Here is a 13,563-nt window from a genome sequence, read left to right on the forward strand (position 1 = left end):
GACACTGATACTAGATATTGAATCAACATAAAATCAAGTGTCAGTTGTCGGCGGTTCCCCCGAGATCGAGCCGGGACAGCTCCGCGCGGGACGCCACGCCGAGCTTCGGATACGCCTTGTACAGGTGATAGCCGATGGTCCGCGGGCTCAGGGCGAGCCGCACGCCGATCTCCCGGTTGCTCAGCCCGCTTCCCGCCAGCCGGACGATCTGCAGTTCCTGCGGGGTGAGCCGGTCGAGCGGGCCGCAGGCGTGCCCGGCCGCGGCCTGCCCCTCGCCCGCGGCGCGCAGCTCCGCGCGGGCGCGGTCCGCCCACGGCCGGGCGCCGAGCCGGTCGAAGATCTCCGCGGCGGAGCGCAGCCGCCGCCGGGCGTCCGCGCGGCGCCGGGCGCGGCGTAGCCACTCGCCGTAGAGCAGTTCCGTCCGGGCGCGCTCGAACGACCGGCCGCCGCGCAGATGCGCCCGCAGCGCCCGCTCGTAGAGCCGCTCGCTCTCCTCGCCCGAGGCGAGCATCGCCCGGCAGCGCAGCGCGACCGCCTCCGCCCACGGCTGCGGGGTCTGCGCGGCCCACACCCGGACGCTCTCCGCCGCCGCGTGCGCGAAGTCGTCCCAGCCGGCCCGCACCGCCGCCTCCAGCAGGTCCGGCAGGCGGTGCATGACCATGACGGTGCGCGCCGCCGGGCCGAACACGCCGAACTCCGCCGCGCGGCGCAGCGCCGCCTCCGGCCTGCCGAGCGCGAGGTCGAGCAGGTTCAGCGAGACGCACCGCAGGCCGTTCGCGGCGGTGTCGCGCGTGGACCCGATCTCCTCGGCCAGGACGAGGCACCGCTCCTCGTCGCCCTCGACGGCGGCGATGTACATCATCACGCCGAGCTGGAGGGCCGCGTACTGCCGCTGCCCGGTCTGGCGGGCGACGCGCAGCCCCTCCCTGGCGCTGGCCAGCGCATCGGCGTGCATCCCGAGGAACATCTGGGAGCGGGCCAGCAGCGCGAGCGCGAGCGGCAGCAGCCCGTCCGCGCGCCGGGCACGGCATTCGCGCTCGATCGCCGCGGCCCGCGCGTACGACGCGGTGTCGTCGCCGACCACCAGGTCCCAGATGGCGAGCCTGGCGCGGTCCTGGAGCGCCTGCACCCGGGTGCTGTCGCGCGAGCCCCCGATCAGCTCGCGCAGCCAGGACAGGTCCGTCGGCGACTCCTCGGCGGCCAGCCGTCCCATCCCCGTCAGCGCCCGGACCAGCGGGGACGGCCCGCCTGCGACGTCCAGGTCCGACACGCGCTGGGCCGTGCTGGCCATCGCGGCGTAGTCGCCGCCCGTCCACGCGGGGATGAGCGCCTCGAAGTACAGCGCGACGGCGGCGTCGGGGGAGTGGCCGGCGACGGCGTCGGCCGCGCCGGTGAGCAGCCGGTGCGCGCTCTCCGGATACCCCTCGGCCATCGCGACCATGGCGCGGGTGCGAGCCAGCCCCGCCAGCGCCGTGGGGTCGGCGGCGTCCGGCTCGGCCTCGGCCGCGAGCGTGGTGGCGCGGGCGAACTGCCCGGCGTCCGCCGCCGCGGACGCCGCCGCGGCCAGCCGCCGCGCGGACTCGCCCGGGTCGGGGGAGAAGCGCGCCGCGCGCTCGTACAGGGCCGACACCTCGGCGTACCCGCCCTCCGCCCGCACGTGCTCGGCGCCGAGCTCCAGCGCCGCCGCCGTCTCCTCGTCCGGACGGGTGGTGCCCGCGGCCAGGTGCCAGGAGCGGCGGTCCACGTCCGCGGGCCGCCCGCGCAGGGCGTCGGCGAGCGCGCGATGCACCGCCAGCCGCCGCGCCATCGGCGCCTGCCGGTAGGCGGCGACGCGGGCGAGCGGGTGGCGGAAGGCGATCCGCCCGTCCGACGCGTCGACCAGCCCGGCCGCCTCGGCGGTGTCCACGTCCGCGATCCCGGCCCCGAGTTCGTCGGCCGCGCGCAGCACGACGTCGAGGGCGCCGGTGTCGTCGGCGGCCGCGACAAGCAGCAGCGTCCGGGACCGGGCTGGCAGCCGCGCGATCGGGTCGCGGAAGGCGCGCAGGACGCGGTCCGGCACCGGGCCCGGCGCGACGCCGAGGTGGCGGATCGGCAGCTCGTCGGCGCACTGCTCTGGTGTCAGCAGCGCGGGCAGCTCGCGCAGCGCCAGCGGGTTGCCGCGCGCCTCGTCGAGCAGCCGCTCCCGGGCCCGGGGTGCGAGGCCGGGGGAATGGCGCGCCAGCAGCCTCGCGGCGGACGCGTCGTCCAGGCCGCCGAGCCGGAGCTCGGGCAGGCCCTCGGCGGGGAAGGCGTTGTAGTCCTCGCGGGCGGCGAACACGAGTGCCACGCCCTCGGCGCCGAGGCGGCGGGCGACGAACTGGAGCACGGCGGACGAGCCGGGGTCGAGCCACTGCGCGTCGTCCACCAGGCAGACGAGGGGGCGCGGCTTCGCGAGCCCCGCCAGCATGGACAGGACGGCCGATCCGACGCGGAGCCGATCCTCCTCGGCGGACTGCTCCAGGCCGAGAGCGCCGCGCAACGCCCTAGCCTGCCGGGAGGGCATGTCCGTGATGGCGTCGAGGGTTCCGCGCAGCAGCAGGTGGAGCCCGGCGAACGGCAGGTCCGCCTCCGACTCGAACCCCGCCCCGCGCAGCACCCGCATGCTGCCGCCCGCCCGGTCGGCGGTCTGGTCGAGCAGCGCCGTCTTGCCGATGCCGATGTCGCCGCGCAGGACCAGCGCCCCGCTGCCGCCCCCGCGCGCCCGCGCGAGCAGCCGCTCGATCACCGACTGCTCCGCGGTCCGTCCGACGAGCCGTCCGCCCATCCGACGATCGTACGCAGGGGGCCCGCCGAGCGAATCTGTCGGACGACTGGTCCGCGGGCGGGCGGACGGGGCGGACGGGGCGGCAAACCGTCCCACAAGACCGGTCGCGTGACAGATTCGCAGGTCGACGGTCCGGGATTAGCGTCGGCCGGGGGCACTTCTACCGAAGGAGTTCATGATCGTGAAGCTCGCGGCGCAGGACAAGATCACCGCTCTGGACGCCGATTTCGGCGCCATGGCCGTGAAGCGGGGGCGGTACGCGTGGGGGCTGCCGGACCTGACGATGAGGGAGAAGGCGATCGTCTTCGTGGCGGCCGACCTGTGCTCCCGCGGTCTCCAGTTCCCGTTGCAGGCGCACGTGACGATGGCGCTGTCGAACGGCGTGGAACTGGAGGTGATCCGCGAGGCCGTCCGCCATCTGGCACCATACGCCGGGTATCCCACGGCGGCCGAGGCGCTGATGCGCCTGCGCGAGATCGAGGCGGCGACCGGCGGGGCGGGCGCCGATGCGGGCGGCGCGGACGCGGCCGACGCGGCGCCGGTCAAGGTACCGGACAACTATCTGCGGGACGCGGAGGCGCTGGACGAGCACTTCGCCGCGTTCCTGCGGGAGCAGTTCGAGGAGCGATGGGGGAGGCCGACCCTGACGATGGCCGAGCGTGCGCTGTGCACCATCGCCACCGACGTGCTGAACGGGGAGCTGGAGGTCCTGTTCCGCGAGCACGTCCGGCTCGCGCTGGACGGCGGGGCGGGCGAGGAGAAGATCCGCGCGGTGCTGCTGCTGGTCGCCGAGTTCGGCGTGGCCAAGGCCAGGCGCGCGTTCGCCGCGCTGCGGGACATCCTGGCCGATGCGTGAAGCGGCCTCGCCCATTCAGATCAAGGAGGACGCCATGACGATCACGGCCGAGAACCGGGCCCGGCTCCTGGAGCCCGCGGCGTGGCGGGGGAAGATCTACGTTGGCGGCGGCTGGTGCGAGGGCGGCGGCGCCGACCTGCCCGTCCTCGACAAGTCGAGCGGCGACACCCTCGCCGAGGTCGGGACGGGCACCCCCGCCGACGTGGCGCGGGCGACGGCGGCGGCGAACGAGGCGCAGCCGCGCTGGGCGGGCATGCCCGCCGCGCGGCGGCGGGAGGTGTTCATCCGCGCCGCCGGGCTGGTCACCGAGCACCATGAGGAGCTGGCGGACTGGCTGCTGCGCGAGACCGGCGGCATCCGGCCCAAGGTGGAGTTCGAGCTGTTCAAGAGCCGCGAGAACCTGCTGCACGCCGCCGCGACGACAACCCGCCCGGTCGGCGAGGTCCTGCCCGCCGCGCCGGGTGTGCTGAGCATCGGCCGCCGCGTCCCGCGCGGCGTCGTCGGCATCATCACGCCGTGGAACTTCCCGTTCGTGCTGGCGCTGCGGACGCTGGCCCCGGCCCTCGCCGCCGGGAACGCCGCCGTGCTGAAGCCGAACCCGCACACGCCCGTCACGGGCGGTGTCCTGCTCGCCAAGCTGTTCGAGGAGGCGGGGCTGCCGCCCGGCGTCCTGCAGGTGGTGCCCGGTGACGGCGATGTGGGCCAGGCGATTGTGACCGACCCCGGCACCGCGTTGATCTCCTTCACCGGCTCCACCCCGACGGGACGCAGGGTCGCCGAGGCCGCCGCCCCGCTGCTGAAGAAGTGCGTGCTCGAACTCGGCGGCAACAACGCCTACATCGTGCTGGACGACGCCGACGTCGACGCGGCCGCGTCCGCCGGGGCGTTCGCCGCGTTCATGCACCAGGGGCAGGTCTGCATGACGGCGGGCAAGCACATTGTGCACCGTTCGGTCGCCGAGGAGTACGCCGGAAAGCTCGCCGCCCGCGCGCGGAGCCTGCGGGTCGGGGACCCGGCGCGCGAGGAGGGGGTGAACCTCGGCCCGATCGTCAATCAGGTGCAGATCGACCGCGTCCAGCGCATCGTGGACGAGAGCGTCGCCGCCGGCGCGGCCCTGCTCACCGGCGGCGGGCACGAGGGCCCGTTCTTCGAACCGACCGTGCTGGGCCAGGTCACCGCCGCGATGCCCGCGTACGGCGAGGAGATCTTCGGGCCGGTCGCGCCCGTGATCGCGGTCGACTCCGACGAGGAGGCGATCGCCCTGGCCAACGAGGGCGAGTACGGGCTGACGGCCGCCGTCCGCAGCGGCTCGGAGTCCCGTGGCGCCGCCGTCGCCGACCGGCTGCGCAGCGGCGTGGTGCATGTCAACGACCAGACGATCGCGTACGAGGTGTGGGCGCCGTTCGGCGGGATGGGCGCCTCGGGCAACGGCGACGCCTTCGGCGGCCCGGCCGACGCCGACGCGTTCACCGAATGGCAGTGGATCACCCGCCGGTCCGAGCAGCTGACCCACTCGTTCTGATCGGCTCCTTCTGATCGGCTCATGCTGACCGACGCCTGAGCCGACAGGGCGGAGGACACGGACCGGTGTCCTCCGCCCTGTCCCCTCCGGCGGCGCACTCCCTTGTCAGGCCGGGGGCTGCGCTTTGGTCGGCAGTCCGAAGAGCTTGGCGCGGACCGTGTCGAAGGCGCGGTCGGGCAGCCAGCGCGCCATGAACGCCAGTTTCCGGGAGTCCTTGCCCGCCAGATACCGGGTGGACGGCCTGGCGCTTGTGAGCGCCCGCTGCACGACGCGGGCGACGACGTCGGGATCGCTGCCCGCCTGCTCGCTGGAATGGGCCTTCGCCACCATGGACCGCAGGCTCTTCTCGTATCTCGCGCGGTGCTCGTCGCCCATGAGCGCCAGCGCCCGCTCCGCCTGCTCCTGCACCTTGTGGGAGGCCGTCGTGCGGATCGTGGCGGGTTCGATCAGTACCACCTGGATCCCGTCCGCGCGCAGCTCCATGCGCAGCGCCTCGGTGATGGACGCGAGCGCCCACTTGGACGAGGTCAGCGGCGCCCCGAACGGGATGGTCAGCCGGTCGCCGACCGTCCCGATGTTGATGATGCGCCCGCGCGAGCGGCGCAGCGACGGCAGGAACTCCTGGATCATGGCGAGCTGCCCGAACACGTTGACCTCGAACTGCCACCGCAGCTCGTCCAGCGGGATCGCCTCCATCGGCCAGGCGGTGCCGATGCCGGCGTTGTTCACCAGCCCGGCCAGCGGCAGGCCGGACTCGCCGACCCTGGCCGCGGCCGCCTGCACGTCGGCCTCGGCGGTGACCTCGAGGATCAGGGGGGTCAGGGTCCCGTTCGCGGCGCCGACCAGCGCGTCCCCGTCGGGCTCCTTCCGCACCCCCGCGAAGACGTGGTAGCCGGCCCCCGCGAGCCGGAGAGCGGTGGCACGGCCGATACCGCTCGACGCGCCGGTGACCACAACGGCTTCGCTCATGGATGTCCTCCGTAGACTCGATGGCCGTTACGACGCTAGGACGGGTCGGCCGGGCACGCATCTGTCATGCGACCTGCCCCGGGTCAGCGATCGACCAGTCGGCTGAACCGGTAGATCATTCTCCGGTTCACCGGAGGGAGCGCCGGGAGCGGCAGGACCCGGTCGCGGCCGTGCCCTTCCACGCGGTGCGCTCGGTGGCGAGCCTGTTGAGCAGCTCGGTCGTGCCGACGGCGTCCTTGACCCTGTGCTGGATCTTGGTGTTGGACTCCTAAGGGTGGCGATGTTGCGGTCGCGGTCGCCGGAGAAGATCCGGATCTGGCGGGCGTGGTTGTCGCCTCGGCCGGCCGCTCGCCGACCCCGATCTGCCGGAGCATCTCTAGCGACCGGGGCGGCGTGCCCACAGCGCGCGAGTAGTTCCCGCCCTCCTCGGCGCGGTCGATCAGGCAGCAGTCGACGCCGGCGAGATCGGGCCGAGCAGCGGGCCTGGGCCTGGACGTCGCCGAGCGGGTCCAGGAAGTACCGGACCAGCCGCGCGCCGAGCCGCGCCCGGGCGTCGCTCGGGCCCCGTCTGCGTCCCGCCTTCGGCATCGCCCCGCCCCTCGCACGACCACTCTGATTCCTCGGTTGAAGAGTTTTTGTTCCTCATGCGGGAAATTAGGCGGCCAACCCACTGGGCGGCCCGAATCAGGCGACCGTTCCGACCCCATCGATCCTGCCGAGGTAGCGGCGCAGCAGCAGACCGGCCGCGTCCGGGACCTTCAGATGCAGTTCCTCGCGGAGGTCGACGGGGATCTCCTCGGGACGGACGCTCGACACGACCGCCTTGTCCTGGTTGAACACGTCGTCGAGGAACCGGCTGTACACGGCGTCGTACTCGGGGTCGAGGTCGGCGTCGCGCACGCACGTCACGAAGAGCCGGGAGGTGCCGGCGCTGACCGGGCACGGCAGCAGGGAGACGCACAGCCACCGCCCGTCGGGGACCTGCCGCTTGAGATGGCAGGTGAGCGGCACGTGGTAGAAGTACTCGAGCGAGACCTTCTCCCGGCCGCCTTCGGGCTTGGCCTGGACGGTCGAGTAGAAGTAGTGCATCGAGAACTCGTCGTGGTCGATGTCGTGCTCGCTCACCAGCGGGCTCTCCCGGAACCCGAGCAACTCCTCGTGGACGAACGGGAAGTGGGCCACGTCGAGGAAGTTCTCCACCGCGCGCCCCGCTCCGACCGTCCAGTCGTAGGCGGCGACGACATGGGAGCGGTACCGGTCGTCACCGAACCGGCATGCCTCCGGCCATTCCGGGAACGGGGCCACGGGTTCGTCGAGCGCGACCCAGACCAGGCCCGCCTCCTCGCGGACCTGGTACGCCTGCGCGCGGGCCTTGCGCGGAATCGAATGGCCCTCGGGAAGCGCGGGGATCTTGACGCAGGCGCCGTCGGCGTCGTACTGCCAGCCGTGGTACGGGCACTCGATCCGCCCGTCGACGACCTGCCCGAGGGAGAGCGCGCTGCCGCGATGGATGCACAGATCCTTCAGCACGGCGGCGCGCCCTCCCGCGCGGAAGGCGACAAGGTGCTCGTCGAGGAGGGTGAAGCGCCGGGGGCTGTCCGTGACCTCCTCGCTCATGGCGATCGGGTGCCAGTAGGGCCGGTACGCAGCCAGGTTCGTCATGCCCGCCGCCCTTTCCGCATTTATGCAGAAAATTAGGTATGTAGATACCTAAAGCTAGGCCAGTCTTCTCGGGGCGTCAATGGGTCCGCCCACGCTGCCGCGCTTCAGTTCGCGGACGGTCCTCAGGTACGGGACGGTCGCGCGGACCCGCACCTGCTCGTGCCGCTCGACATGCGGCTTCCTGGACCGGCCCCACCCCCGGCGGCGCGCCCGTCATGATCACGTCGCCGGGCTCCAGCCGCATGACCCGGGGCATGCGTACGCCGTCAACGAATCCGCGCCGGATCTTGTTCGAGGGTATGGCCGGACAGCACGCGACCGTGAGGATCCGTTGGACCGCGTGAGGCGCCTGCGTCAGGTACCAGTGCGCGAACTCGTGCCATTGCGGCAGCGGCACCTGCCCGGCGGCGAACCGGCCGTCCTCGGCATCTGCCACGATCCCGTGGGCGCGCAGCCGCTGATCGGCCTCGGTGACCGCCGACCGCGCAACTGCGAGGTTGCCGTGCCGGCGGGCGTCGACGGCGAAGACCGGGCGCCGTCCGGGCCGGAAGCCGCGAAGAAGGTGCGGACCACCGCCAGCTCCTCATCCTGCCATCCCGGACCGACCACGTAGTCGCGTCCCACCCTTACCAGCTCGTCGATCCGGTCGGCTGACACCGTGCATTCCCCCAGGTGAGGTCTGGCCTGGCCCGGGGAGGTGAAGCTGTTGTACCGCCCGAGTCGGTGCGGCACATCCGGCCATGGCGTATAGACGGTCCCGTGTCGCCGCGCTGGTGTCTCACCATCACCCGGGTCGGCGCCGATCACGGCCTCGGTGTATTCGCGGGTCAAGGCGTCCAGTTCGTCGTTGGTCACGTACTTGCTGAAGGAGAGGGGGAGTGTTGGGCTCCCGAGCGCCCCACCCGTGAACCTCCAGGTCGAACCCGAAGAGCAATGCCTCGGGGTCGATCGACGACAGCTCGACGCCACCCCCGGTGCCCACCGTACGACGCCGGTCGACGTGCCGCCTCGCCCCGACCGTGGCGGTGCCCCTCTTCTCCTGGCCGGACTCGTCCAGAATCGCGACCGCATCACCGTCATCGTGTCCCACTTCGCGCGTTGCAGCGGGTCTGCATCTTGTCCGGTGTCGCATCGCCCGCATGCTCGGACGAGATCCGCGACCTGCTCCGGCGAACGGGAGATCTAGATGCGGCTCCTACGGCCCGCGCTCGAATGACCGGCCGCCGCGCAGGTGCGATCGCAGCGCCCGCGCCGCATCACCGAAGACCGCGAGCTCCGCGATCTGGCGTCCCGCCTGCGCGCCGCCGGTTAGGGCGCACGCGACGTCTTGAAGAGGCTGAGGAGGTGCTGCGCCGCCTTCTTCACCTCTCGCCCGGCGCCCATCGGCGGCCGCGTGCCCACGTACCGGCCCCAGCCGGGAGACACGTTGTACTTGGTCCCGTTCATGGTGAGGCAGACGACCTGGCCGCGGCTGAAGCGGACCGGGGCGGCGACGATGGCGCCGAGCGGCGCCTGGTCAATCGATTCCTGCCGGTTGCCGAGGAGCATGAGCATCCCCTCCCCCACGACGATGTAACCGTGCTGGGCGAGGGGACGCAGGCCGATGCCGATCTGCACCTCGTCGAAGACGAGCGTCTGGTTGGTCATCCGGGGGGCTCCTGGGGTTCGGAGGTCGCACTCCGTGCTCTTGCTGGTCGACGCCGGCCGGGATCCGGCCGGAACATCGATCCTAGGGAGGGGACGGGACGCGGCGAATCTGTCGGGCGACTGGTCTTTCAGCGCGCCGCTGCTCGCCGTGCCATCTGGTGCAGGGAACGCCGGAAGCGTTTCCGGACGCCGAGATCGTCGGCGCGGCGGCGGACGCCGTCCGCCCCGACGATGCCGCCCCTGGTGAAGCTGTGAACCGCCCAGACGATCTGCCAGGTGAACAGGTCCGGGTCCACCTCGTCGTCGAGCGCCTCGCCCATCAGCTCGCTCATCAGGATGATCGGCGGCGTGCCGTACCGCGGCTCCAGGTCGGGGAAGTCGGTGGCGTCCGACATCCAGCGGTGCATCCAGATGGATGGCAGCTCCGGGTGGTCAAGGCAGTAGTCCAGGTAGCGGTCGATCAGCCGGACCATCCCCTCGGCGTCCGGGGTGAAGGCGGACGCGGCCGGGGACAGGTAGTCCATCCGCTCCCGGCTCAGCCGCTCCAGGACGGCGAGGAACACCCTGCCCTTGCCGCCGTACTCGCCGGCGACCACGGCGGCGTCGACGCCGCAGGCGTCCGCGATGATCTGCGTGGTCACCTCGTCGTACCCCAACTCGGAGAACAGCCGGGCGGCCGTCGTCAGCACCTGGTCGGGAATCCGCGCGCCGGCCGCCTCCGGTGCGCCGCGCTCCGCCATCTTCAACCCCTCGTATGCCGCATATTCCCTGCTCGAGCCCCTATTCCCGGTCTGCGGCCGGGCAACCCCGCCGGAACGGTTTGACTCAGACAATAAGTATTGAACTTTCGATGTCTTGATGCCCGGGCGAGTCCTGCAGCCGCGCGACGAGCAGCCCCCCTGACAAGGAGGAGCACTATCAGAAGCTGGGCGGCGAATGGCCGGGGCTGTCCACCGACGAGGCGGGGGCGCTGTTCGAGAAATGGCGGCAGCGCGAGGCCCGCTAGCCGGCGGGCCTCGGCTGTGCGAGAGCGCACTGGACGAGACCGAGAAACCGGAGCCGAAGTACGGCGAGGCGCGGCTCCGGGTGATGGCGGCGGGGGTCAACCCGGTGGACGTCTTCACCCGCCAGAGCATCGCGTACAACAAGATGGCTGAAGTGGTGGTACATGGCGCCGCGCGTCACCCCGGCTCGGTCGCAGATCGCGTTCAGCGACGTGCCCGAGTACCACTCGGCGGCGAACAATTCGCGCGCCGCCGCGACGAGGCCCTCGTGGTCGCCCTCGTGCGCTCCTGCTGGGTACGGCGTGCGACGTCCTTAGCGACCACCTGGAGCGCCCCGGGTTGGGTGGCCTGGACAGCTGCAACATCACCGGCGCCGGTTCCGGGTCGAGCGTCGATCTTGGACCCGGCTTCTCTTCCGCCGCCCGTGGACGCCTACGGCACCGGCCCCGTCGTCAGCCTCCGCGGCCCGGCTTCTTCCCCGGCCAGATGCTTCCGGCCGCCTCCGCCCTGTTCACCGCCGCCAGCCCCGGCCTCGCGCAGCGGCCCGGCAGGGTGGTGACGGCGTCCGGGTTGTCGAGCGGGGCGTGCGGGTGCCTCGGCCAACGCTTCGGAGACCGAACCATCCCCGCGTGCGCAGGGCCAGACACTTGTCAGACGCTGCAGCTGGGCAATGAGTCCGCCTCACGTGCGAGGCGGACGAGCGGCGCGGCGCGGTGAGACCGGACGGGACAGGCCGCATGCTCGGCGCGCCGGGGTGGGCGCCGGCGGAGTGGACCCCTTGAAGACGTAAAGAAAGTCCTTCGCCCCTGCCGCGGACGGCTGCGCCTGATGAGACTGGTGGTAGGACGATATTTCGAGAGGATCTCCGATGAAGGCGAAGAAGGGTGACTGGGTGATAGTCCGCGGCCACCAGGTCGGGGAACCGGACCGCAAGGCGTTGATCACCGAGGTGCACGGCCGGGATGGGGCACCGCCCTATGTCGTCGAATGGGACGACGGGCACACGAGCACGTTCTACCCTTCCTCGGACGCCGTCATCGAACAGCACCCGGCGACCAGTTCTCCGAGCTGAGAGCTGCCGGACCGATGCGCGGGAGGCGCAACGGGGCGCGTCCCCCCGCACGTCTCCGGCGGGTGTCTCGTAGGCACGGGGGCGGTCAGGATGCCGTGCCGCGCCGCGGTCGTCTCGCGGGCGGCATGCGGGAGGTGAGCTCCGCGCGGAGGCGGTCGCGGCAGCGCCTGAGCTCCTGGCTGAGAGTGACGGTGACGGTTTCGGGACCGCGGAACCGGATGACCTGGTCGGGCAGTGCGGCGACGTCGGCGGCGCGCCGGTCGCGGGCGGCCTGCAGCGACTCGGTGCGGGCGATGCGACGTCCGGACTCCATGACGGGGACGAGCAACGGCTCCATGTCCGCGGGGGCGGGTTCGTCGAGGAGCGTGACGAGGTCGCCCAGCGCTCCTCGGTACACCTGCTTCGCACCCGGCGCGGTGGCCTTTCCGGCGGACAATTTCATTACGGGCCTGTCACCGTAAGCCACCAGCTTGTAGGCGCTGTCCACATAGGGGGCGTCTGCGGACACCCCCATTTTCGTGCCCACACCGTAAACGTCGATGGGTGCTCGGGCGGCGGTGAGCTGGGCGATCCGGTATTCGTCCAATCCGCCGCTGGCCACGATGCGCGTCAACGCCATGCCCTCCCGGTCCAGCAGGCGCCGAGCCTGGACGGCCAGGGCGCCGAGGTCTCCGGAGTCGAGGCGGATCCCGGCGAGGTGTGCTTGTCCAGCGCGGCGGGCGGCGCGGATGGCCGCCTTGATGCCGCCGATGGTGTCGTAGGTGTCGACCAGCAGTGTGGTGCGGTCGGGGAAATCGGCGGTGAAGGCCGCGAAGGCCGCGTCTTCGTCGGGGAACGCCTCGATGTAGGAGTGGGCCATGGTGCCGGTGGCCGGTATGCCGTACCGGCGGGCGGCCTCGACATTGCTGGTGCCGGCGAAGCCGGCGATGTAGGAGGCGCGGGCGACCGCGAGCGCGGCGTCGATTCCCTGAGTACGGCGGAAGGCGAAGTCGACGACCTGTGCACCACCGGCCGCCTGCACGCATCGTTCGGCCTTGGTGGCGATCGTGGTCTGGAAGCTGATGTGGTTCAGCAGGACGGTCTCCACCAACTGCGCCTCGGCGATCGGTGCCGTGACCTCCAGCAGCGGCTCGCCTGCGAACACCACACGTCCTTCCGGGACCGCCCGGACATCACCGGTGAACCGCAGCCGTTCCAGCGCCCGAAGCGCCGTGTCGTCGAAACGCTGCTCCGTCGCGAGGTAGTCGAGATCGTCCTGGGCGAAGCGGTAGTTCTCCAGGAATGACAGGCAGTCGGCCAGCCCGCAGGTGATCAGGAAGCCGCGGCCGGGCGGAAGATTGCGGACGAACAAGCTGAATGTTGCCGGCCCGCTCAAACCTCGCCGCAGGTAGCTCGCCGCCATCGTCACTTCGTACAGGTCCGTCAACAATCCGCCCGGCATCGGCCTCAATCCTCCTCAGGGAGTAGGTGGTCCCGCCGCGCCCTCGTACGCGTCCCGTTGGAGCCTGCCCCCTTGGCGCAGGGGCAACAGCTCCGTCGGTCCCCGGCCACGGGGATTGGCTTGGCACGTGTCATCTCTGTCTCTCAAGATCGCCAAAATAGGGCAAATTGTAGTCAAGTTGACCCGTTGAGGAGGTAACGGTGTATGAAGGGATGAATGGGACATCGGAAGGCGGTTCACGATGCCTGAACGACCACGAGTTCCAGGGTCCATCTACAAGCCGTACGAGGCGGTACGGAAGACGGAGGGCGCCGTGGCCGCCACTGCCGAAGTGGCCCGCCGGCCGGGAGTTGACCCGCAGCACATCGCCTGCGACCTGACCGACCGGCTCAATCGCCGTCTGTTCGGCGTGGCGTTTCGCTTGCAGGATGCGCTAGCTCACATCCAGGACCCTTACGCCGCGCAGCAGGTCCAAGCAGCTCTGGACGACTTGGACGTCGCCATCACCGAACTGCGTCGCGACATCTTCGACCTGCATACCGCATTTGAAACGCTCGTGCATCAGCGTTGATCATCTTTCCTGGCCG

The 13,563-nt window shown here is 71.5% G+C and carries 12 protein-coding genes and 1 pseudogene; 5 read left to right on the forward strand and 8 right to left on the reverse strand.

Annotated features, from left to right (window positions below; all coding sequences use genetic code 11):
• Positions 1-40: 40 nt before the first annotated feature.
• Positions 41-2,803 (reverse strand): LuxR family transcriptional regulator, encoded by a 2,763-nt coding sequence (locus AB0K34_RS07125; RefSeq protein ID WP_138632298.1) that lies wholly within the window; start codon positions 2,801-2,803, stop codon positions 41-43.
• Between the two features lie 175 nt (positions 2,804-2,978).
• Between AB0K34_RS07125 and AB0K34_RS07130 the strand changes: the two genes are divergently transcribed.
• Both AB0K34_RS07130 and AB0K34_RS07135 read left to right on the forward strand, forming a co-directional pair.
• Positions 2,979-3,659, forward strand: coding sequence for a carboxymuconolactone decarboxylase family protein (locus AB0K34_RS07130; RefSeq protein WP_205719037.1), 681 nt, complete (start codon positions 2,979-2,981; stop codon positions 3,657-3,659).
• Between the two features lie 34 nt (positions 3,660-3,693).
• Positions 3,694-5,181 (forward strand): aldehyde dehydrogenase family protein, encoded by a 1,488-nt coding sequence (locus tag AB0K34_RS07135; RefSeq protein WP_138632301.1) that lies wholly within the window; start codon positions 3,694-3,696, stop codon positions 5,179-5,181.
• A 105-nt stretch (positions 5,182-5,286) separates the two neighbouring features.
• Here AB0K34_RS07135 and AB0K34_RS07140 read toward each other — a convergent pair whose 3' ends face one another.
• From AB0K34_RS07140 to AB0K34_RS07150, 3 genes are all read right to left on the reverse strand, one after another.
• Positions 5,287-6,150 (reverse strand): SDR family oxidoreductase, encoded by an 864-nt coding sequence (locus AB0K34_RS07140; RefSeq protein ID WP_138632304.1) that lies wholly within the window; start codon positions 6,148-6,150, stop codon positions 5,287-5,289.
• 83 nt (positions 6,151-6,233) lie between these two features.
• Positions 6,234-6,857: an FAD-dependent monooxygenase gene (locus AB0K34_RS07145; protein ID WP_138632307.1), complete on the reverse strand. Its 624-nt coding sequence runs from the start codon at positions 6,855-6,857 to the stop codon at positions 6,234-6,236.
• Positions 6,835-7,812, reverse strand: a complete 978-nt coding sequence (locus tag AB0K34_RS07150) for an aromatic ring-hydroxylating dioxygenase subunit alpha (RefSeq protein WP_138632310.1) — start codon at positions 7,810-7,812, stop codon at positions 6,835-6,837. The genes AB0K34_RS07145 and AB0K34_RS07150 overlap by 23 nt, the downstream gene beginning before the upstream one ends.
• Positions 7,813-8,176: 364 nt before the next feature.
• Here AB0K34_RS07150 and AB0K34_RS07155 point away from each other — a divergent pair, with 364 nt between their 5' ends.
• Positions 8,177-8,425: a hypothetical protein gene (locus AB0K34_RS07155; RefSeq protein ID WP_171068780.1), complete on the forward strand. Its 249-nt coding sequence runs from the start codon at positions 8,177-8,179 to the stop codon at positions 8,423-8,425.
• Positions 8,426-9,120: 695 nt separating this feature from the next.
• Here AB0K34_RS07155 and AB0K34_RS07160 read toward each other — a convergent pair.
• From AB0K34_RS07160 to AB0K34_RS07170, 3 genes and pseudogenes are all read right to left on the reverse strand, one after another.
• Positions 9,121-9,459 (reverse strand): hypothetical protein, encoded by a 339-nt coding sequence (locus AB0K34_RS07160; protein WP_138632316.1) that lies wholly within the window; start codon positions 9,457-9,459, stop codon positions 9,121-9,123.
• 128 nt (positions 9,460-9,587) lie between these two features.
• Positions 9,588-10,199, reverse strand: a complete 612-nt coding sequence (locus AB0K34_RS07165; protein WP_171068781.1) for a TetR/AcrR family transcriptional regulator — start codon at positions 10,197-10,199, stop codon at positions 9,588-9,590.
• 262 nt (positions 10,200-10,461) lie between these two features.
• Positions 10,462-10,713 (reverse strand): annotated as a pseudogene (locus tag AB0K34_RS07170) (helix-turn-helix domain-containing protein); the annotation flags it as partial.
• A 618-nt stretch (positions 10,714-11,331) separates the two neighbouring features.
• On the opposite strand from AB0K34_RS07170, the gene AB0K34_RS07175 reads away from it, so the two are divergent.
• On the forward strand, positions 11,332-11,535 hold the full coding sequence (locus tag AB0K34_RS07175; RefSeq protein WP_138632322.1) for a DUF1918 domain-containing protein: 204 nt from the start codon (positions 11,332-11,334) through the stop codon (positions 11,533-11,535).
• An 85-nt stretch (positions 11,536-11,620) separates the two neighbouring features.
• Here AB0K34_RS07175 and AB0K34_RS07180 read toward each other — a convergent pair whose 3' ends face one another.
• Positions 11,621-12,976 carry a nicotinate phosphoribosyltransferase gene (locus AB0K34_RS07180; RefSeq protein ID WP_138632325.1) on the reverse strand — a complete coding sequence of 452 codons (1,356 nt, stop codon included), beginning with the start codon at positions 12,974-12,976 and terminating at the stop codon, positions 11,621-11,623.
• Positions 12,977-13,289: 313 nt separating this feature from the next.
• Between AB0K34_RS07180 and AB0K34_RS07185 the strand changes: the two genes are divergently transcribed.
• Complete coding sequence (locus AB0K34_RS07185; RefSeq protein ID WP_171068782.1) at positions 13,290-13,547, forward strand: histidine kinase; 258 nt, start codon at positions 13,290-13,292, stop codon at positions 13,545-13,547.
• Positions 13,548-13,563 lie beyond the last annotated feature (16 nt).

It is taken from the genome of Actinomadura sp. NPDC049382 (genome assembly GCF_040677125.1).
Classification (GTDB): Bacteria; Actinomycetota; Actinomycetes; order Streptosporangiales; family Streptosporangiaceae; genus Spirillospora; species Spirillospora geliboluensis.

Excerpts from the sequence above, each read along its gene's own strand:
- AB0K34_RS07125 (WP_138632298.1), bottom strand. The coding sequence starts at position 2,803 with ATGGGCGGACGGCTCGTCGGACGGACCGCGGAGCAGTCGGTGATCGAG.
- AB0K34_RS07130 (WP_205719037.1), top strand. The coding sequence starts at position 2,979 with ATGATCGTGAAGCTCGCGGCGCAGGACAAGATCACCGCTCTGGACGCC.
- AB0K34_RS07135 (WP_138632301.1), top strand. The coding sequence starts at position 3,694 with ATGACGATCACGGCCGAGAACCGGGCCCGGCTCCTGGAGCCCGCGGCG.
- AB0K34_RS07140 (WP_138632304.1), bottom strand. The coding sequence starts at position 6,150 with ATGAGCGAAGCCGTTGTGGTCACCGGCGCGTCGAGCGGTATCGGCCGT.
- AB0K34_RS07145 (WP_138632307.1), bottom strand. The coding sequence starts at position 6,857 with ATGGGGTCGGAACGGTCGCCTGATTCGGGCCGCCCAGTGGGTTGGCCG.
- AB0K34_RS07150 (WP_138632310.1), bottom strand. The coding sequence starts at position 7,812 with ATGACGAACCTGGCTGCGTACCGGCCCTACTGGCACCCGATCGCCATG.
- AB0K34_RS07160 (WP_138632316.1), bottom strand. The coding sequence starts at position 9,459 with ATGACCAACCAGACGCTCGTCTTCGACGAGGTGCAGATCGGCATCGGC.
- AB0K34_RS07165 (WP_171068781.1), bottom strand. The coding sequence starts at position 10,199 with ATGGCGGAGCGCGGCGCACCGGAGGCGGCCGGCGCGCGGATTCCCGAC.
- AB0K34_RS07175 (WP_138632322.1), top strand. The coding sequence starts at position 11,332 with ATGAAGGCGAAGAAGGGTGACTGGGTGATAGTCCGCGGCCACCAGGTC.
- AB0K34_RS07180 (WP_138632325.1), bottom strand. The coding sequence starts at position 12,976 with ATGCCGGGCGGATTGTTGACGGACCTGTACGAAGTGACGATGGCGGCG.